The 20574-nt window shown below is 46.3% G+C and carries 20 protein-coding genes; 11 read left to right on the top strand and 9 right to left on the bottom strand.

Going from position 1 to position 20574, the window contains the following annotated elements; genetic code table 11:
* Positions 1-126 precede the first annotated feature (126 nt).
* The 3 genes from AC1DM9_RS15965 (at position 127) to hxlB (ending at position 1792) form a co-directional block, all read left to right on the top strand.
* Positions 127-462, top strand: coding sequence for a winged helix-turn-helix transcriptional regulator (locus tag AC1DM9_RS15965; protein ID WP_441910001.1), 336 nt, complete (start codon positions 127-129; stop codon positions 460-462).
* 131 nt (positions 463-593) lie between these two features.
* Positions 594-1226, top strand: coding sequence for a 3-hexulose-6-phosphate synthase (hxlA, locus tag AC1DM9_RS15960; RefSeq protein ID WP_076266387.1), 633 nt, complete (start codon positions 594-596; stop codon positions 1224-1226).
* Between the two features lie 8 nt (positions 1227-1234).
* On the top strand, positions 1235-1792 hold the full coding sequence (gene hxlB, locus AC1DM9_RS15955) for a 6-phospho-3-hexuloisomerase (RefSeq protein ID WP_477580993.1): 558 nt from the start codon (positions 1235-1237) through the stop codon (positions 1790-1792).
* A gap of 64 nt (positions 1793-1856) precedes the next feature.
* On the opposite strand, the gene AC1DM9_RS15950 is transcribed toward hxlB, so the two are convergent.
* Entirely contained in the window at positions 1857-3527 is a 1671-nt protein-coding gene (locus AC1DM9_RS15950) for a PucR family transcriptional regulator (RefSeq protein ID WP_477580991.1), read from the bottom strand.
* Positions 3528-3771: 244 nt separating this feature from the next.
* On the opposite strand from AC1DM9_RS15950, the gene AC1DM9_RS15945 reads away from it, so the two are divergent.
* The 5 genes from AC1DM9_RS15945 to AC1DM9_RS15925 all read left to right on the top strand — a co-directional run bounded on the left by AC1DM9_RS15945 (position 3772) and on the right by AC1DM9_RS15925 (position 7827).
* Positions 3772-5019, top strand: a complete 1248-nt coding sequence (locus AC1DM9_RS15945) for an amidohydrolase family protein (protein ID WP_477580989.1) — start codon at positions 3772-3774, stop codon at positions 5017-5019.
* A 98-nt stretch (positions 5020-5117) separates the two neighbouring features.
* Positions 5118-6299, top strand: coding sequence for an amidohydrolase family protein (locus AC1DM9_RS15940; RefSeq protein WP_477580987.1), 1182 nt, complete (start codon positions 5118-5120; stop codon positions 6297-6299).
* 201 nt (positions 6300-6500) lie between these two features.
* On the top strand, positions 6501-6827 hold the full coding sequence (locus AC1DM9_RS15935) for a FlxA-like family protein (RefSeq protein ID WP_477509493.1): 327 nt from the start codon (positions 6501-6503) through the stop codon (positions 6825-6827).
* Between the two features lie 201 nt (positions 6828-7028).
* Positions 7029-7445 (top strand): SRPBCC family protein, encoded by a 417-nt coding sequence (locus AC1DM9_RS15930; RefSeq protein WP_477550556.1) that lies wholly within the window; start codon positions 7029-7031, stop codon positions 7443-7445.
* Position 7446: 1 nt separating this feature from the next.
* A complete protein-coding gene (locus AC1DM9_RS15925; protein ID WP_076266383.1) occupies positions 7447-7827 on the top strand; it encodes an ArsR/SmtB family transcription factor in 381 nt (126 codons plus the stop codon).
* Between the two features lie 324 nt (positions 7828-8151).
* Here AC1DM9_RS15925 and AC1DM9_RS15920 read toward each other — a convergent pair whose 3' ends face one another.
* From AC1DM9_RS15920 to AC1DM9_RS15885, 8 genes are all read right to left on the bottom strand, one after another.
* Positions 8152-8982 carry a 1,4-dihydroxy-6-naphthoate synthase gene (locus AC1DM9_RS15920; RefSeq protein WP_477580984.1) on the bottom strand — a complete coding sequence of 277 codons (831 nt, stop codon included), beginning with the start codon at positions 8980-8982 and terminating at the stop codon, positions 8152-8154.
* Between the two features lies 1 nt (position 8983).
* Positions 8984-9691: a futalosine hydrolase gene (locus tag AC1DM9_RS15915; RefSeq protein ID WP_477580982.1), complete on the bottom strand. Its 708-nt coding sequence runs from the start codon at positions 9689-9691 to the stop codon at positions 8984-8986.
* A gap of 87 nt (positions 9692-9778) precedes the next feature.
* On the bottom strand, positions 9779-11146 hold the full coding sequence (locus AC1DM9_RS15910; protein ID WP_430056623.1) for a TrkH family potassium uptake protein: 1368 nt from the start codon (positions 11144-11146) through the stop codon (positions 9779-9781).
* Positions 11147-11182: 36 nt separating this feature from the next.
* On the bottom strand, positions 11183-12778 hold the full coding sequence (locus tag AC1DM9_RS15905; RefSeq protein WP_477580980.1) for a histidine kinase N-terminal 7TM domain-containing diguanylate cyclase: 1596 nt from the start codon (positions 12776-12778) through the stop codon (positions 11183-11185).
* A 144-nt stretch (positions 12779-12922) separates the two neighbouring features.
* The gene (locus AC1DM9_RS15900; RefSeq protein ID WP_477580978.1) at positions 12923-15190 is read right to left on the bottom strand and encodes a PAS domain S-box protein; all 2268 of its coding nucleotides are present in this window, start codon (positions 15188-15190) and stop codon (positions 12923-12925) included.
* Positions 15191-15357: 167 nt separating this feature from the next.
* Positions 15358-15843 carry a hypothetical protein gene (locus AC1DM9_RS15895; protein ID WP_076266379.1) on the bottom strand — a complete coding sequence of 162 codons (486 nt, stop codon included), beginning with the start codon at positions 15841-15843 and terminating at the stop codon, positions 15358-15360.
* Between the two features lie 173 nt (positions 15844-16016).
* Positions 16017-16520, bottom strand: coding sequence for a hypothetical protein (locus tag AC1DM9_RS15890; RefSeq protein ID WP_339205534.1), 504 nt, complete (start codon positions 16518-16520; stop codon positions 16017-16019).
* Between the two features lie 138 nt (positions 16521-16658).
* Positions 16659-17420 carry a hypothetical protein gene (locus AC1DM9_RS15885; RefSeq protein WP_441874580.1) on the bottom strand — a complete coding sequence of 254 codons (762 nt, stop codon included), beginning with the start codon at positions 17418-17420 and terminating at the stop codon, positions 16659-16661.
* Between the two features lie 284 nt (positions 17421-17704).
* On the opposite strand from AC1DM9_RS15885, the gene AC1DM9_RS15880 reads away from it, so the two are divergent.
* The 3 genes from AC1DM9_RS15880 to AC1DM9_RS15870 all read left to right on the top strand — a co-directional run bounded on the left by AC1DM9_RS15880 (position 17705) and on the right by AC1DM9_RS15870 (position 20511).
* The gene (locus AC1DM9_RS15880) at positions 17705-17923 is read left to right on the top strand and encodes a hypothetical protein (RefSeq protein ID WP_441874581.1); all 219 of its coding nucleotides are present in this window, start codon (positions 17705-17707) and stop codon (positions 17921-17923) included.
* 454 nt (positions 17924-18377) lie between these two features.
* Entirely contained in the window at positions 18378-19781 is a 1404-nt protein-coding gene (locus AC1DM9_RS15875; protein WP_339205531.1) for an MATE family efflux transporter, read from the top strand.
* A gap of 196 nt (positions 19782-19977) precedes the next feature.
* Positions 19978-20511 carry a YceI family protein gene (locus tag AC1DM9_RS15870; RefSeq protein ID WP_441874582.1) on the top strand — a complete coding sequence of 178 codons (534 nt, stop codon included), beginning with the start codon at positions 19978-19980 and terminating at the stop codon, positions 20509-20511.
* Positions 20512-20574 lie beyond the last annotated feature (63 nt).

Raw genomic sequence — 20574 nt, 5'->3', positions numbered from 1 at the left:
GACAGAATGATGATGGCGCTTTCTCATAATGCCAGTTATCATGYGATTTTCTGGTGAATTAGACGGGCAGCGTAGTGATTGTATATGTAGATTTGTATAATGTTTTGACGAAAGGAGCCGCTCACATTGGGAGATCAGCATTTTAAAGAAACAGTAGAGTTGACCTTGAAAGTTATAGGCGGGAAATGGAAGCCAGTTATTCTTTGTCATTTGACTGCAGGAACGCATCGATTCGGCGAGCTGAAGCGGGAGATGCCGGCCATTACCCAAAAAATGCTTACGCAGCAGCTGCGAGAATTAGAGGAAGATGCGATCATTGATCGCAAGGTGTATGTTCAGGTGCCGCCTAAGGTAGAGTACTCTTTAACAGAGTACGGTTTAACGGTGAAGGAGCTGCTGAACGTCATGTCGAAATGGGGCGAGCAGCACCAAGAAAGAACGGCTGAGCTGCACGAAAAATGACAGAAATGGCTGCTCATAGTTCCCAAATGGGTACTACGTTACATAAAAGTGCGTACTTTTTTTTTCATCCGTAACTCTCTAGAATAGGCCTTGTGAGTGAAACAGACAGAACCTATGAGGAGTGAATATAGATGAAATTGCAATTAGCACTGGATCTTGTTGATATTCAAGGGGCTATTGAAGTTGTGAAGCAGGTAGAATCTTTTGTTGATGTCGTGGAAATTGGTACGCCGATCGTAATCAATGAAGGCTTGCATGCGGTCAAAGCGCTTAAGGAAGCTTTTCCTAACCTGACCGTACTTGCGGATTTGAAAATCATGGACGCAGGCGGCTACGAAGTGATGAAAGCTTCTGAAGCTGGTGCGGATATCGTAACGATTCTTGGTGTTGCAGAGGATGCGAGCATCAAGGGTGCCGTCGATGAAGCGAAGAAACAAGGAAAACAAATATTGGTTGATATGATTGCCGTTAAAAACTTGGCGGAGCGTGCGGCTGAAGTCGATGCACTCGGCGTTGATTATATTTGTGTTCATACGGGCTACGATCTGCAAGCGGCTGGTCAGAACTCCTTCGAGGACTTGCGCACTATTAAAGCAGTGGTAAAAAATGCGAAGGTAGCTGTGGCAGGCGGCATTAAGCTGAACACCTTGCCGGAAGTTATCGCTGCTGGTCCTGATCTTGTCATCGTAGGCGGCGGCATTACGGGACAAGCCGATATTAAAGCAGCAGCTGCCGAAATGCAGCAATTGATTAAGCAAGGTTAATTCGAAGGATGCCAAAAGAGAATAATCTAGCTGCTATCATGCAGGAGCTGAATCAAGCCTCGGGTCAGCTGTCAGAGGATCAATTGGAGCTGCTTTCTGAAGCTGTTGGCTCGGCAAGACGCGTATTCGTGGCAGGAGCTGGCCGCTCGGGACTGATGATGCGGGCGTTCGCGATGAGACTGATGCATCTCGGCTTGGATGTGTATGTCGTTGGTGAGACGGTTACGCGCAGCTTGAGCAAAGGTGATTTGCTTCTAATTGGCTCCGGCTCTGGCGAGACAAAATCGCTGGTGCCGATGGCGGAGAAAGCGCGAAGCTTGGAAGCCGCGGTAGGCGCATTAACCCTCTCGCCGGAATCGACGATCGGCAATTTGGCTGACATCGTCGTCAAGCTGCCTGGCGCTCCTAAGGATCAGGCAGCGAATGAAGCGGCTACGATTCAGCCGATGGGCTCATTATTTGAGCAAATGCTGCTGATTGTATGCGATGCTATTATTTTGCGATTGATGGAGAAGCAGGCGTTAAGCGGACAAGCGATGTATGGCAATCATGCGAATTTAGAATAGCTGTAGTTTAGAAGGGACTTTCTCTAGGGCGCAATGCGGCCGGGGATCGTCCCTTTTTTTATTTTTAACGACTAGGATCTATTCGTAATAGCGGCTCGATAGCGAAGGCGATACGGAAGCGAAGGCTTTCAGTGGGATCTTTGAGCTTAATGCCCATCAGCTTCTCGCATTTGTCCAATCGATAAATAACCGTATTGCGGTGCACAAAAAGCCGTTTAGCCGTTTCGACGAGCTGGCATTGTGTATCGTAATACACATTCAGCGTCCGCATCAGCTCCTTTTGCTCGGTTTCGTCAATAGAAGAGAAGCACTGAAACGTTTCCTCGTAAAACTGCTTCAGCTCATCATCGGGAATCATACGGAAGAGATAGCTGATATCCTTGGATTGATAGGACTGAACAAACCTCGTTTTTTTCATTTGGTAACCGATTTGCAGCGCTTTGACTGCCTCATTATACGACAGCCCGATATCAAGTACGTTAGTGACCGGATTGCCGACGCCAAGCGAGATGCTAAGCTGGGATTGCTCAAACAGCAAAGACGTCATAGCGGATAAATGCTTGAGGAACGTACCCTCCTCCCACTTGGATTCTTGAATGAACAAGAGCATCCCGAACAAATCATTTTTGGTAAACATGACGAACACTTCACCCAGCAAGGAAAAATGGCGCTTAATCAGCTCATATTGCACATCCCGCTCAGAGATCAGGCGCTCGTCGAACAGAGCCGCAGCATTAGTTGTTTGGCTCTCTCTAGGATTTGTCTGCTCATCCTTCTTTGCAGCTAAAAGCAGATATTTCCCTTTTTGCTTGAGACCGTATTTTTTGCCGCGATGCAAAGCCTCTTGCTCAGAACCGATAAAACCATCAATTAAATCGGAGAAAAATTCATTTTTGTACCGACGTGAACGCTCCTTTACCGCATGCAGCTTCGACATCTCCATGCCTATGACGTTCGAGGCCTGTTCTAGCGTTAAGTCATGTTGGTTTGATGGAGCTTGTTTTGGCTGAAAGGTAATCAAATAACCCTCATGCCTATAGGTGAATATCGGATAGATCGCTACATGGCGGTATTCGTGTAAAGCGGGATCAAGCAAGCAGTGGTGTGCTGCAGTTTGAAGAGAGGGCTGGCTGCTTAGAACGGTTTCGACTGCTGATACGAGAGGCAGAAACTTAGGCAGCTTGAAGTGATGCGAGTGAGACGTAACCTGGAGCTTGCTGCTAAGCAGCACAACAGGCGAGTGAAGCAGCTGCGTAAGGGTAGTTACAATTTCGGGAATACCGTTTCCTTTCATGATCATTGAAGCAAATTGTTTGTGGACGGTCAGCGAATGCTGCAGCTCATCATTTTTATTATCTAAAATAACGCTGGTCGAGCGCTGCAAGATTTCTCCGAGCGAATGCTCAACCGAAGAGATTTCGATAATCGGAAACGGGATACGATCGGCCGCATCCTTGATCTCTTGGGGAATGTCGAGGGCGAAACGTCTCGTCTTTACCGCCAGGCCAGAGCATTTCAATTGATTCATCTTCAATATAAGATCGAGTAGAGCTTCAGGATTTTCCTTCACAAAGTAGCCGTTTGTAAGCAGCAGCTCGCCAGGCTTTAAGAAATGAATGATGTCGGGGGCATCCATAATATTAACGGTTTCAACGACACGGGATAAGCCGCTGTGGCCTGCAATGACCGTTGATCCAGAAAATATTGGGTGTAACAGCAATTGTTCGAGCAGCATTCTTATTCATCCCTCTCCGGTTTAGTTCCTGATATAAAAGCTAGCAGTATTCAAGAATGCTGTAAAGAATATGTTAGACGTTTCATCTAAAAATATAAATAAGATTTGTATTGAACGTACAATGACAGTTCGTGGGCAAGCAGGTATGCTCTTTTCAAGGGTTTACATGCCAAATAACAACTGACGGGTGAGCCTCTCCGTAAGGCTTGTCTCATCGTCCACATGATAATCGGAGGTGAGGACATTGCTGGATTTACTCCTTACACAAGTTCGTTTACAGAATGAAACAAGGCTCATGGATATTGGAGTGCGGCAGGGAAAGATCGAGTATCTAGCGCCAAGCGGGAGCGAATGTGTACCCGAAGCACAGCTCATAGAGCTCGCTGCTGGCGGGATGCTGCTGCCGGGTTTTGTAGAGCCGCATATTCATTTGGAAAAGTCTTATCTGCTCTCGCGAATGGCTCAGGAAGCAGCCTCTTTATCTGAGGCGATTCGCATGACCGCGGATATGAAGCATGACTTCACCCCGGCAGATATGAAGTCGCGTTCGCTTGCTGTTATTCGTGAAGCGATTCGCAGCGGTGTCACGCATATGCGCTGCCATGTGGAGGTTGATCCTATCCTTGGTTTGACAGCCTTTGAGGCTGTGCTTGAGCTGAAGGAGAAGGTGAAACACGCCCTTGATATACAAATTGTAGTGTTTCCTCAAGAGGGTATATTCAAAAGTCCAGGTACGGCTGAACTCATGGATGAAGCCATGCGTTCAGGAGGCGATGTGGTAGGCGGCATTACGTATCAGGATGATGACCTTGAAGCGCATCTGCAGTATGTATTCGAACTTGCGGAGAAATACGGCAAGCCGATCGATTTTCACGCTGATTTCTCGGATAACCCCGAACAGCTTGCAATTGTTAAAATTGCTGACAGAACGATTGCAGCAGGGATGCAAGGCCTTGTATCCGCAGGGCATGTAACCTCGCTCGGTTCGCTGGAACGCAGGCAAGCGGAAGTTGTTGCTGATCTGATTAAGGAAGCCGATCTTCATATCATGACACTGCCGGCCACCGACTTGTTTATTGGCGGCAGAGGTGATCAGGAGAAGCAGCGACGCGGGCTAACGCCAGTAGGTATGCTGCTTGAGAAGGGGGTGAACGTTGTTGTCGGTGTTAACAATATACGCAACCCGTTTACTCCGTTTGGCAAAGCCGATCCGCTGGAGATCGCATGGCTGCTTGCAATAACCGCATATATGGGCGGTGAAGGCGATGCTCGCCAATTGATTAAGATGCTGACAGAGGGAGCCGCAAGAGCGCTCGGGATCAAGAGCTATGGACTGCAGCTGGGCTCAGAAGCTGATATGGTGTTATTTGCAGAACCGTCCGAACGGGACATTCTACTCGGTAAGCCGGAGCACAGAACGGTATGGAAACGTGGCGTTAAGGTGGCAGAGACCCATGTCACGAGCAGCTTGCAAGGTTTTTTACAAGCCTAAGCGTTGATATAGAATGCCCGTATAAATACAAGATGCTCGTATGATAGCAGCCTAATTAGGCGTATATTAATCCAATAAAATGGCAGAGGATGGAAAAGATGAAAATCACACAACTAAATCGAGTTCTTATTAATGATCGTTTATTTGATATGACACTAGACTTGCAGAAGGGTACGATTTCAAAAATAACGCCAAGCAATAATGATTCTGCTGGCGTGAACACGGGTAGCGTAAGGGATGCTGAGGGATTGCAGTATTTGCCGGCGACGACCGATATGCATATCCATTTGGACAAACATTTTTTGGGTGAGCCGTGGAAGCCGCTGCAGCCTTTTATCACATTGCCCGGACAATTGGCGTTTGAGAAGTCCATGCTGGCTTCACTGCCGACTACGGCAGCCGAGCGTGCGCGTCGTCTTATCGATTTGCTCCTCAGCCATGGCACCACCAAAATTCGGACGCATGTAGATGTTGATCCAGAGCTCGGCATCTCGCATTTGGAGGATGTGCTAACGGTGCGGGAAGAGTACCGTGGAGTTATGGAAATGGAGATCGTAGCTTTCCCGCAGCAGGGACTGCTTCGATCCGATTCCTTGCAGGTAATGAAGGAAGCTATGCGTGCTGGAGCCGAATATGTCGGCGGTGTTGATCCGGCGGGGCTTGATCGCAAAGTCGATCGGAGTCTTGAAGCTATGTTTGAGCTTAGTGCGGAGTTTAATGCTGGCGTTGACCTTCACTTGCATGATCCCGGCCACTTAGGCCTATATACGATAAGCCGCTTTGCTGAACTGACGGCACAAGCGGATAAAGGAGGAAGAACAGCAGTTAGCCATGCGTATTGCTTAGGGCAAGTGACCGAAGCAGAATCCAAAGAGCTCGCTCAGCAGCTGAAAGCAAATGACGTAGCGATCATTACGAGCGTTCCACTCGATAGACCAATGCCTCGCGTAGATCAGCTAGTAGCAGAAGGGGTTCGCGTACACGTCGGCTCGGATAATATTCTCGATGCTTGGAGCCCTTTCGGCAACGGCGATTTGCTCGCAAGAGGTGCGAAGCTGGCAGAAAAATTCGGCTGGATACTTGATGACGAGCTGCTGCAAACTTATCCGCTTATTTCAGCGGCGACACTTGCGCCCAAGGCAGGCGATCCTGCCAGCTTTATGCTGGTAGCTGCGCTTAATGCGAAGCATGCGCTGGCATATGCTCCGGCTCGCACCGCGGCTTTCTCTAACGGGAAGCTGGTAGGCGGCAAATGGGCGGAAGCGATGACCAAGGAATAGGAATAGGAATAGGAATAGGAATAGCCTTAGTTAGAGATAGAGTCAATGGCAATGACAGAGTCAGAGACAATCACAGAGACAAAGGACTCACAATATAAGGCTGGTTCACTGCTCAGTACTGCCGCTCGTTCATATGGTGTTCATTATTTTTCTGTATGCTTGGCTTTCAAAGGTAAAGCGAGCATAGAGAGGAAGTAAACGATGAACCTATCATCTGTAACGAGCGGCAGCAAAGTATCCTATTCGGCGGTATCAACCGATACATCAAGCTTGGAGAAGCAGGTGACGAGCCTGCAGGCAGAGCTGGAAAAAGTAAATGACAGCAAGGATGACCAAGCGACCAAGGACAAGAAAGCGCAGGTTATTCAGCAGCAGATTCAGCAACTGGAGCAGGAGATTTTAAAGCAGAAGGGGAAGACAAGCGCTGCTTTGGCTGCTCCTTCCGAGGAAGCTGTCAGCGCACTGGCGCCAAAAGCTGCGATAGGGCAAGTGGCAAATTCGGATCGGACGTTCGACATGCGTGTTTAGTTTAAAATAAGCAGTCGTTTGGTGCACTTCACTAATAATACGATATGAAATAAGGGAAGAGTTAAATGGGTAAACTAGCGATTGGCTTGGTTTACCTATTTGACGTGCAACCAAAAGGTATTATATAATTTCGTTACGAAACCAAATGGTTTCATATTGTTGTCTATTAACTGCCAAGATACATTTAATGGAGGTCATGAGTTGGAAAACAATACGCTGCCGGATATTAAACAAACACTGGTACTTAACGCGCCGATTCAAAAAGTATGGAATGCTGTCGCAACATCCGAGGGGATTGCCGCATGGTTTATGCCGAACAATTTTCAAGCGGAGCTCGGTTATGAATTTCATTTGGAAGCGGGGCCTTTCGGAAATTCCCCTTGTAAAGTAACCGTACTTGAACCGCCGACGCGCCTTGCCTTTGAATGGGGCAAGGATTGGTCGCTCAGCTTTGAATTGTCTGATTTGGAAGGTAAAACGGAAATTACCCTTGTTCACTCCGGCTGGGATGCGAACAAAGTTACGGAATTCGGACAGTCGCATGCAGAGGTTCGTGATCGCATGTCAGGCGGCTGGGTTGGTCTTGTTCAGAAACTTAGCACTTATGTAGAGGCCTAATATGGCTGAGCCCGCACCAAAGCATGATGTGTTTCAGGCTATTGCTGACCCAACGCGTCGCAAGCTGCTGCATTTGCTTGGGGATGAGGAGCTTCCGGTTACCGTTATAAGCGGTCATTTCACGATGAGCCGTACGGCGGTTTCGAAGCATTTGCGTGTTTTGGCGGATGCTGGACTCGTTAAGGATAGGAAGGTTGGACGGGAAACACGTTACCGGCTCGATCCTGAGCCTCTCCTTGAGCTGAAGCGATGGCTGGCCTATTATGAGCGTTATTGGGAAAATAAACTGTTTGCGCTTAAGCGCTTTGTCGAAGCAGATGAGGATTCATCTGCGGACCCGTTTGGCCCGCTTACGGTTATAGAAAAGGATTCCAGCAAGTAAGGTCAGAGTGCAGCTGTGGTAGAAGAGGATGCTCCTATCGTAGATTTTTCTACTTTAGATGCAGCCTCTTTTTTTAGTGCGGACTAAACAGATTGGTTCGCGTGCGAAAACAAGGCTAGTGAAAAGTAAGGCAGCGCTTTTGCTCTGTTGAAGCCATCATAATAGAAAACCCCCAATTCGTCGGAATTGGGAGCATTGTTGTTCATTTTACCGCAAAAAGCGCAGCTCACAAGCAGCCTGCAGATGAGTTTCAACATTGCAAGAAAATGCAGTGTAGATGGGAGCGGGTCTGCTGCGAAGCCTTCGTTTCTAAATAGCTTTACACTAGCGCAGCAGTGACAAGTCGAAGCTTGGGACGAGCCCTTCTTCAGCAGCACGGCCAAGCAGTGCAGTTATCGCGGCATACCCGTCGTCACCTAGATTTCCAGTAAAATCATTGACGTATAAATCGATGTGCGCCTGCGCAACGTCTGGTGAGAGCTCCTGCGCATGCATCATAATATAGGGGCGAGATTCTTCGGGATTAGCCCATGCATATTCAACGGATTCGCGAACCCAATTGGTAATGGCATCTGTGTCCAATGAGCGCTTAGCGATGATGGCCCCAAGCGGAATAGGCAAGCCTGTGTCTGATTCCCACCAGCTGCCCAGATCAGTCAGCATGCTGAGTCCATATGTGGGATAAGTAAAGCGGGCTTCATGAATAACGAGACCCGCATCGATTTGGCCATCGCGAACAGCAGGCATGATTTCGTGGAAGGGCATGACGACAATTTCGAGATCCCCGTTCGGAATATGCTGAGCCGCCCATAATCGGAATAAGAGATAAGCGGTTGAGCGCTCACTTGGTACAGCTACTCGTTTGCCTGCTAGATCCGCAGCACTTTTTATTTCTCCGGCAGTTAATACGAGCGGTCCGCAGCCTCTGCCTAGCGCGCCTCCACAAGGTAGGAGTTTATAATCTTCCAATACCCAAGGGAGTGCAGCGTAGGATATTTTCATGACTTCGGGCCCTTTGCCTTTTGCAGCCCAATTGTTCGTAATATCGATATCGGCATAGGTAACGTCCAGCTCAGGTGCACCCGGAATAAGCCCGTGCGCCCAAGCATGGAAAACGAAAGTATCATTTGGACAGGGTGAATAAGCGATATTCATTTTAAAAAACCTCCCGTATGGCTTTACTAGCTGCTTCTAATGAGGCTAATGCTTCTCCAATGCGCCACGCGGAGCGATCCCGCGGTCCAACCGCATTGGATATCGCGCGAATTTCAGTAACTGGAATACCAATTGCGGATGCAGCTACTGCAACGCCATGGCCTTCCATTCCTTCCGCAGACGCACCGCTGATTCGCTTGCTTAGCGCAGCAGTGGTCTCAGCCGTACCTGTTGCTGTTGTAACGGTAAGAATAGCGCCGCTGCAAACCGTTAAGCCCGCTGATTGAATAGCAGCATACAAACGATCATTCCAAGTCGTGCTTACAGCAATACGTGCTGATCCGAACCCCAGCTCGTCCAAGCTAAGGAAACCATCCTGCGTCTCGGCACCTAGGTCAGCAGCAACAATGAGGTCGGCAACGACTAATGAGCCTATCTCTGCTTTTCCGACAAAACCGCCGCCAATGCCTGCGCTTATGACCAAATCGTAGGATTCAGCTGCAGCAGTTAAGTACGCCGCTGTGCGTGCTGCCGCCGACGCTGCGCCTACTCCAGCTGTTATGACGTCGACACGGTTTAACCCATCTAGCCCACGGAGAACCGCATCGCGCTCGGCATCAACCGCAGTTACGATCAGCACTCGTTTACTGCTATGGCGCCATTCCTCACGAGATTCCAGTATCGAATCGTTATGTGAATTTTTAATCATGATGACGTTAACTCCTTTAGTAGCCTTCCGGAACGACTAGCCTTTAGCTATCGTATCATTCACTAGATTATCGATGCAAATGCGAGCTTACCCAATCGTGATCTTGCCTTCAGGGTAGCGGTAGAGCTCTTTTTTGGTACGTGTGTTAAGCGCAAAGGCCAACGTGACAGGCCCTAGCCGTCCGACAAACATAAGCAAAATAATAATAATTTTTCCGATTTCACTCAAGTGGCTCGTTAGTCCTGCTGACATGCCCACCGTACAGTAGGCTGAGGTCGCTTCAAACAATATGGCAAGAAAAGACCCTGTCTCCGTGATGGAGAGGAGCATGGTCGCCCCGCAAATAATCGAGAACGCAATCATGGTGAACATAATCGCTTGATGAATTTGGGTTTTGGAAATGCGATAACGGAACAAGACGACATCTTCTTTTCCCCTCATCATCGCTACGATTGCTCCAATGAGAATAGCGAAGGTCGTTACACGAATACCGCCGCCCGTTGAGCCGGGGCCCGCGCCGATAAACATAAGCAGGATGATGAAAAACTGTGTAACCTCTCGCAGCATGCTGGGATCAACCGTACTTAAACCAGCTGAACGAGCTGTAACCGATTGGAACAAGGCGCCAAAAACTTTTCCGATTGCGGATAGCGGGTGAAGCGTACTGGAATTGGAAAACTCCAAGGCAAAAATAACAATCGCGCCAACTACGGTGAGAAGGCCGGTAACTGACAAGACAACCTTGCTATGTAAGCTGAGCTTTCTGTTTTTTGGATAGTTCACGAGCTCTGATATGACGATAAACCCGATTCCGCCAAAAAAGATCAGCAGCATCGATACGATATTTACAAACGGGTCCTCCACGTAATGGATGAGACTGCTTGCCCGTTCGGGAAATTGGGAAAACAAATCAAAGCCAGCATTGTTGAAAAAAGAAATACTATGGAAAATGCCAAAATAAATCGACTTCCCGACCGGCATTTCCAGCATGAAATAGCTGCTAAGCAGTACCGCTCCGGTTAACTCGATGACTAGAGCGTAGAGTAGAACTTTACGAATCATGCGTACGATGCCTTCTGTCGAACCATAGTTCATGGATTCTTGCAGCACGAGCCGCTCCCGAAACGAAATGCGCTTGCGAAACAGCAAAGCAAATAAGGTTGCCATCGTCATAAAACCTAATCCGCCGATTTGGGCTAATGCGATGATGACAACCTGACCGAATGTGGAAAAATGAGTGCCGGGATTTAATACAGTAAGTCCTGTTACGCAAATTGCGCTGGTGGACATAAACAAAGCATCCAGATAAGAAAGCGAAACGTCATTTGAATAAGATATAGGCTGCGATAAGAGCTCGGCGCCAATCAATATAAGAAATATAAAGCCGAAGGTCATCACTTGCGGAGGACTTGGCCGAAAACGCAAAATGTCGCGCAAGGCGGCAAATTTAAACATGAAGTCATCCCACCTATCTCTTTCATGCTAGTATGGTTATTTTTGTTGAATTGCATGTACATGGTCCTGATTGGATAAATGCACAGCGTTTCTTCCGCTATGCTTGGATTGGTAGAGTGCCACGTCTGCTTCACTTAATAGCGCTTCAAGCGGAACATCGGCGGATTTTGCCTCAGCGACCCCGAAGCTAGCGGTTATGGATATCGCTCTAGCCGCGCTGTAGAGCGGATTTCCGGCAATGGCTGCACGTAGCTGCTCAGCGATTTGACCAGCTTGTACAAGTGATGTATTCGGCAAGCTTATAGCGAACTCTTCTCCGCCATAACGTCCGAATAAGGCATCAGCAGGGAGCGTTTGCTGGCAAATCATTACGACATGCTGTAATGCAAAATCGCCTAAGCTATGCCCATAACGGTCGTTGATTTGTTTGAAATAATCGATATCAATCAAAATAAACGAAAGCGGCTGCTTCGTTTGATGGGCAGAGGAAAGCAGCTGTCTGCTTTTTTCCATAAAGAAGGTTCGATTATAAATAGAAGTAAGCCCATCAATTTCCGCGAGATGGCGCAGCTTATTCTGAAGCAGCGTGTATTCCGTCACATCGATCATTACAATGGTTCTGCCAGCAAGCTGGCCATTTGGCTTTAATAGGTTGGAGGCTCTTATCCGGTAGTAGAACGTTTCCCCGCCTCGAATCCATTTGAACTCCTGCTCGTACTCTCCGGTTTCGTCCATTCCGAAGGAAAAGGCGCCTGATTCGGCTCCGCGCTTCCAAATGTGATCCAGCTTCTGGCCAATCGCTAAAGGAGTAAGCGCAGGAATAATCGTTGTGGCCGCGCCATTAAAGTCCATGATTTGGTTTTCTAAATTAAGAACGAGAACGCCGTCGCGCATGCTCTCAAAGATATGTTCCCGCGCGATAGGCGCAACGGTCAGCAGCGCAGTCGAGAATATGGATGTGACATACAATATGGATGTCACACACATAAGAATCGGAACAGGGTCCATCCCAAGCGGGGTTTGACCAAGCACATACATAAGCGCCCCTAACATAGGGAGCGAAATGCCTACTGCCAGTGTGAGCATTTGCTTGCGATAAATGGATTTTGTCTTCTGCCAATGACGCGCCAATATAAACAAGCTGACGAGCATAGATCCAAAAGTGTATCCGCCATGCACGTAATACCAGATGCCAGGCACTACATCCACCACTGTTGTAGCAACATGAGGCCGCAAATATAAGTTTTTATAAAAGAGATTATGATATTCGTTGGTAGTGACCATGAGCAGCGTTATGGCAGGAATAACGAATAAGACCCATGATTTTTTGAACGTATTGAATTTATTTAGCCCAACATAGTGCATGATGAGCAGGAGGCTGCAAGGAGCGATAAAGGGCATGCCTATATATTCAATGTTTAACCAAAAGCGGATTTCTTGAAGCGAATCGCTGGCAAGCTCAAATGCGAAAGCAAAGGTGTATACGGCTGATAGAGCGGTCATCCACATAAACACGCTCATGCCTGAAAATTTAGTCTTGTTGTAATAAGCATATATGGCAAGCAGCACGCTAAGAACGCCTGAAATAATGACAATAATAATATACTGTGACATAGGGGAATTCATAGTCATGACATAAGCGACTCCCAATGTAGCGGAATGATAATACGTACTTATTAAAAAAACTATGGATGGGTAATAGGCTACGGACACATTTTACCATAGTAGCTTAATTTTCTACAAAATAATATAAAACCGGACAGCAAGGTCGTTATCCTAGCTGTCCGTTGGCAATGATATTTCAACGCAGGTGCCTGAGCCGAGCTCGCTGTGGAACACAATGGTGCCCTTATGCGCAGCGATAATCTGTTGGCTTACCATAAGGCCGAGACCATTTCCGCTCGTTTTATTCGTAAAGAAAGGCTCTCCTAGGCGAAGCAAATCACTCTCGGCAATTCCGCAGCCTTGATCGATAAATTGCAGGATGATTACCTTATTAGCATCACACGCCACCTTCACAGAGAGTACGCCGCCGTTGGTCATCGATTCAATGCCGTTTTTCATAATATTTACGAAAACCTGCTTCAGCTGATTAGCCTCGCCAATCACCTCAGGAAGTTCGGCTTCCGCGAGCAGGGCAAGCTGCACATTGCTCATCTTTGCCTCTGAATCGAGCAGCATCATAATATCGCCAACGAGGCGGATGATATTCACAGGCTGATAGATCGTGGCCTGCGGCTTAGCGAATACGAGAAACTCGCTCACGATCATATTAATCTGATCGAGCTCGCCAAGCATAATCTCAAGATGAGCTGGCGATAACGAGCCGGTCTGCTTGTGCAGCTGTACAAAGCCACGCAGTGTCGTAAGCGGATTGCGAACCTCATGCGCCACGCCCGCAGCAATTTGACCAACGACCGATAGCTTCTCAGACCGCCTAATGATCTCTTCTGTTTGTTTGCGTGAAGTAATATTCCGAGATATAGTGGCAATCGCAATAATGGTGCCCAGCTCGTCGCGAATAGGTGAAATCGTAATGCTGAGATCGATGAGTTTGCCGGATTTACTGTAACGCACAGTTTCATAATCCGTTACAGAGCCGCCTCGCAGGACAGTGGCCTCAAGCTCTTTGTGTGAGCTTAAGTAGTCTCGCGGAACGTTATCAAGCGTGATGCCAAGCGCTTCTTCTTGGCTCCAGCCGTACATTTTTTCAAAAGCGATATTGACCTGTATGACATGGCCTTCCAAATCAGTGACATGAATGGCGTCCGATGTATGATTGACGAATGATTCCAAATACTGCTTCGTGCTTTGCAGCTCTTCTGCAGCAGCTTTAAGCTGAGTTGTATAATGATTTAGATTATTGCCCATCGTATCGACACGAGAGGCAAGCAAACCTAATTCATCCTCGCTGCGAATCGTAATGACTTCCCCAAAATCTCCTGCAGCAATCGCGTTTACTTTACGTATAACTTGATTGAGACCGCGCAGCATGAAGCCGGCTATGAAATAGCTCGCAATCATCGTAATAAGCACGAGTCCAAGTGAAATGACAAATTGCATAACCAGCAGCTGATTAACGGGCTTTTGAATCGCTTTCTGATCAAAAACGACGCTAAACACATAGTTTTTGTTCGTCTTAATCGGGATAAAGTTTTTGATAACCGGAACGCCGTTGATGTTTCTTTTGACAGTAAGGCTCTTACCGGTTTTATTGACTTGTTGAATATTTAAAAAATCGTTTGATTGATCCTGATAGTTATAGTCGCCAAACGGGATGGCTCGAACGTCGAGGTTGTAAACGGGAATGCCTTGTTTGTATTTAATAATTTTGTCCTTGCCGTAAAACTCAAGGTCGAATCCGGTAACTTCTAGAATATCGGATTGATCGGCAATGATCTTGTTAACGATTGCATCTGTCCCAATGGTATAGTCGAAATCAAGCAGCACTTGAGCGTTGACGTAAGGATTGATGATATAGTTTGTTGAACCGTCGTAGTAATAGCCCCATTTGCGAATTTCGGACGGATCCGACGTTGAGAAATTAAACGGGCCTGACCAGAAGTTTTTGAGCTTCTGACCTTGCACAATGTTTACTTCTTGCTTGTCGAAAAGCTGTAAAAAGGCAACATGCCAGTAATCCCAGGTTTTTGAGCTCATATTAATTTCATTGGGGTCTGAGGAACGTTTCGCAACCACATCGTTTCCAAAGCGCTGCCATAATGTAATATGATCGACGCCAAGCTGAGCGCTAAGCTTTACGAGCTGCTCATTTGTTACATTTTTAATTTCGGGATCCAGCTGTGACTTTGCCGCTAGAGAGGCAATGCGCAGCTTGTCGCCAAGCGTGTCCTCCATGTACTGGCGGGCGTTCTCTGACGCTTCGACCGTACTGCTTATTTGCTTTGCAATATTAGTAAACTGAACTTCTAGATTAGCCTCAGCTTCAGTTTTTGTTGTGTAGTAATAGAGCAAGGTGCTTAGTGTCAGTATGACAGCTACTATTATGGATATGGAGAAGGATAGCTTAGCTTTAATTGACAAAAATAATTCCTCCCACGGTCTAAGATGCTCCTACTTACAATTAGACACGGAATGACAATAATCCTGTTTAGGCGCACAGAAAAAAGGAGAAACAGCAATCGTTTCTCCTTTTATGAAGCAATACGGATTTTGGTACCTATGAACAAACATTCGTTGCCATGTATCGGCTAGGCGCGTGAGAATTGCTCTTCTTCTAAGTACTGCTCAGCTTCCTCGTAGGTCTCGAAAGCGGATTCCAGATTCAAGTCGGCATATAGATACCAAAGATCTTCTTCGAACAGCAGTGTTAGCACAGCATTGTCCGGTCCGATCCAGCGCTCTTCTTGCGGTGCCTTTTGCTTTTTCTTTTTCTTCGATTCCGGTTTCTCTGGCGGTGCGATGGATAGAGAATGGATCGATTTCTCAATAAGCGAGCGAAGCTCTTCCTCGTTGAAATCGCGAATGTTGACTAGGCCTTTGTCATCGGTTGCTACACCTTTAACTAAGCCAGCGAAAACATAACCGTTTCCATTCGGATGCAGATGGTGCACGACCGACTTTTTCTCATGTGCGCTTTCTTCGTAATGGAAGTTCGTGCGGCCAAGAGAAACATCCTTCCGTTCTAATTCAGGAAAGCCTTCAATTATTGCAAGCTTTTGTTCAAAAGACAACATCTTTTATTTCCTCCTAAAGGTTTGCGCAGCAAACCACTTCGTAAGCATAATCTTAGGTTTGCGAAGCAAACCACTTCGTAAGCATAAACATAGGTTTGCGAAGCAAACCACCTCGTAAGCATGTGCTTAGGTTCGCGATGCATGTGATTATACCATACCATAGGAGGGAGTTGTTAGATGTCTTTCTTCTTCGTCAGCAGGATGACAGCGCCGCAGAGAATAAGGATGATCGCAATGATCGGCTGGCTGAGTAAAAACTTGCTGTAGAGGGAGCCAATGGAGAAGACGGCGAAGAAGAGAATTGACAACACAGTCAAAATGTTAATGGGAATAAGCAGCCATTTGTTCCGATTGCCGAACCAATAAAATTCGAACAAGCCAATGGCAACGGCGAGAATAAAGCCCGGCCACATGTACCCCCAATTGTTGAATAACATAGCGATCTGACAAACGACACCTGCAGTGAACAAAATGCCTCCCGGAATTAATAGGCCTGATCCACGTCTGCCAATCATGGAGAAGTACAGCCAGTGGAAGAAAAGCCCAACAGGTATGACGAATAACGATGGCCAGAAGTAGGCAAATATTTTGCCTGGGCCAAATTCTTCGCCTTGGTTTAGAAATAACACAGCTCCGAGCAGCAGGAGGACAAACCCGCTAATGGTTTTTAGCTTCATTGTTTTATTGCACCCCAATCAACGTTTTATTAGCTGAATTCAGCATAGCATACATTGAAATTAACTGTCCTCCTGCTGTAGGTAAAATGGTTAGCTGGACTAAAGTCTAGTACTTACTCCTCCTCTGCATAGGGGTTGTCAGTGCTGGATGACAATTTGGCGCTCCGAGGGATGCAGAGAAAAAGCTTCATCTATTCCGTCGGGGATAATGCTTAGCCGCTCAGACAGGCGATTGCCCTCAAAGGCCATCATAAAGGGAATGCCCAGTATGGCTAAAACAACGAGTAGAACGCCAGTATGGCGCAATTTGCGCAGCCAAGGGCGGTAAACAGGTGGTGCCTCCGCTGCAAGCTGGTTGCGGTGAGTTTGAAGCATCCAGACGATGCAAGCAATAAACAAAAAGAAGGTGGTCGTCATTGTCACGAAAGACCAGCGGAATGAATGAGGTGGAATAAAAGCAAAATAAAGCATGGCAAATGAGCAAAGCGGTGCTAGCTGAAAGGGAACAATAAGTACGGGATCGGATGCTTGGCGGCGCCGTGCTACATCATTAGCATTATCAGTCCGGGCGTTCGTTCGCCGTATGAGCCTGCGCATTTTTGGGTATGAACCAAGCCAAATGAGCAGCACTGGAATGATGGCAAACGGCGTGTGAATGAGCAGCCGATGTGTCCAAAACTGAGGATGCGTCATCGAAGCCAGTATTAAATCTGCTCCAGCAATTCCCACTGTAAGGAAGCTTAAGCAAACAGACCAAAATAACAGCTTGCGTGTTTTGTAATTAAGCTGCTGCTCGGTTTGGCTATAAGCCAGTTTAGATGCTTTGGCAGCAACTATTAATGAAAAAATGACAAAGAGCATTAACGTGCCGAGTTCAAAATAAATGAATAAATAATGCATGGAATGAGCCCCCTGAAAGTAATGATAGCACCATATACAGTTATATTATAGAAGCGATTTTACTAGTCGTTATACATCTTATCTAGTTCATCTGTTATGCAAAACCGCCGTAAGTCGGAACGAAGTACTAGACCTCTGGCGGGGAAAAAAAGTCGAAGAAACGCAAATGGAATCGAACAATACAAAATGCGGAAATAGTTCCTATGAAACGACATTTTACACCTCTTGTTTAGTTCTATGAAAGCGCTACAATTAAGGTAATAAGAAGTAGGAGGTGAATAAACATGAGCCAAGAAGAAGAAGTAGTTCAAGAAGGCGTGGAAGAAACCGCTGAACTGATTTCGGAAGAGGCTCCAGCTGAAGAAGTAGTAGAAGCTGTTGAGGCTGAACTGGAAGAAGAAGTGGAAGAAGCTGCTGCAGCTACGGAGGAAGAATCCTCTGAGGAAGCAGAAGAAGAGTCAGCTGAGGAAGAAGAAGCTGAGGAAGAGTCTGAAGAGCAATAATGATATCTATCATTTTATATTATAAAGAGAAAGACTGTTCTTAGGTTGCTTTGGCGACCCAAGTACAGTCTTTTTTTATTGTAAAAAAGGCTGGATTATACTTATTTCTTAGATCTATTTTTAAAAACCACGATTAGACCGCCAATAGAAATGCCAACTATAGCCCACGCTGCAATAAACAATATTGAATTCATGAGGTACACTCCTTATTTGTTACTGTATCGTTGAATAAAATTAGACACTAATTATAACATGTTTAATAGTTGATTTTTCTTTCTAACTGTGAATCTTCTGCTTCTAAAAAGGTAACGACTCGGCATTATAGGAAGATTGTTTTAGTAGAAGAAATACAAAAAAATTATTTATGTAAAGGTACGATTCTAACGTGCAATAAGCTATTTTATATGCTACGATACCTTGTGTTTTACTTTTTATAATAGAAGCAGGTGACAGCATGACAACAGCAGAGGCTGGTAATGGAACAGGGCAAAAGGATCAGAAGGGCTTAAGCTTATTTTTTCTGACATGGCCCATATTTTTAGAAATCTTTTTGTTTATGCTGATGGGTATTGCAGATACGCTGATGCTGAGTGCAATTTCGGATAATGCGGTATCCGGCGTTGGTGCATCAAATCAATATTTGCATATAGCAATCTTACTATTAGAGGTAATCGGCAACGGGGCATCCATAGTCGTTGCGCAATATATCGGTTCTCGCAAGTATGTAGAAGCTGCCAAAATATCAGCGCTCGCAATCTCGCTCAATCTAGTAGTCGGGATTTTTATAAGCCTTATGTTCGTGTTGTTCGGCGGACATTTGCTGCAAACGTTAAATTTGCAAGGTGAAATACTTGAACATGCGAAAAGCTATTTAGCCATTGTAGGCGGCATGATTTTCCTTCAAGCTATCATCAACTCGATATCTGCCATTATTCGTGTACACGGTTTTACAAAGGAAGCGATGTTCGTATCGCTTGGCATGAATATCGTTCATATTATCGGAAACTATTTGCTTATTTTCGGGAAATTCGGATTTCCGGAGATGGGAGTTCAAGGTGCGGCGTTGTCATCAGTCATTAGCCGTGGTTTAGCGCTCATCGTCTTCTTCTGGATGCTGTACCGGATTATGTCAGTACGGATTGAAATCAAGTATTATATTGCATTGTCCAAGGAGTATATCCTTAAAATACTGAGAATCGGCATTCCGTCTGCATTGGAGCAAGTGATGTATCAGGCATGCCAAATCGTATTTTTGTATTATGCTACGTATCTTGGCGCGGCCTCCTTGGCGGCGAAAAACTATGCGAATAATATTTCGATGTTTACGTACCTGTTTGCCTTCGCAATTGGCATGGGTACTGCGATTATCGTAGGCAGGATGGTCGGTGCAGGCGAGCAAACGATTGCCTACCGTCAAGTATGGAAAAGCGTGCGCTGGGCAAGTGCCGTAACCTTGCTTGCCGTGTTGCTCGTTATTTTGTTCCGCGAGCCGCTCATGCGAATGTTTACGGACGATGAGGAAATTGTTCGGCTGGGCATAAATGTGCTCCTGCTAAGCATCGTGCTGGAGACTGGCCGTACGATTAATATCGTGCTTATCAACTCACTGCGTGCATCAGGCGATGCAAAGTACCCTCTGTATATCGGAATGGGTTCTATGGTCGCAATGAGCTTGCCGCTTGGCTACTTCTTCGTATTCCAGCTTGATCTGGGCCTCGCTGGTATTTGGCTGGCGATTGCAGCAGATGAATGGCTGCGAGCCGTTATTATGTTTTTCCGATGGAAGAGTAGAAAATGGGAGAAATATGGGCTCGTTAAGCGTGATAATAAGGAGAAATCCGCAGTTTTGCAGGGTTAAGATGAGCTAAGGCAAAGCTGCTCGCTCAAATCATAATGAATAATGGACATCAGAGAAGTTTAACCACTTCACTGGTGTCTTTTTTTTGTAAATACAATTGACATAAATAGGATTACGCAATAAGATATAAATATACATAATATAAGTTAGTAAGTTTTAAAAAGTAAGTTAATATTTTATTTGGAGGAATTTTAAAATGGCAAAATCACAATGGACGGTTGATTCCACGCACAGCAGCATCGATTTCTCGGTAAAGCATATGATGATCGCAAAAGTAAAAGGTACTTTTCATGCGTTTGAAGCCAATATTTCCGCTGATGCGAATGACCTGACTTCAGCTGATATCCAGCTTACGATTGATCTTGATAGCGTGGACACACGCAACAAGGATCGTGACGCACATTTGCGCAACAATGATTTTTTTGATATCGAGAAGTTTCCGAAGCTTGTATTTACTGCAACGGCAATCACAAAAACAGACGACGGCGAATATTCCGTTGTTGGCGATGTGAGCCTTCATGGCGTCACACGTTCCGAGAAATTTGCAGTCAGCTTCGAAGGCGCAGGCAAAGACCCTTGGGGCAACGATAAAGTAGGCTTTAGCGCGACGGGCAGCCTGAAACGCAGCGACTACGGCTTAACGTATAATGCTGCTCTTGAAACGGGCGGCGTGCTCATTGGCGACGAAGTGAAGATTTCAATTGATATTGAAGCGATTCATCAAGGCTAATGGATTAAGAAGCATATTTATTAACGGCTCATCGGGCATTTGCCCGGTGGGTCGTTTTTTGTT

Source organism: Paenibacillus sp. 01T431, assembly GCF_056398625.1.
Note: the sequence above shows the minus strand (reverse complement) of the source record. Positions and strands in the feature narration are given on the sequence as shown.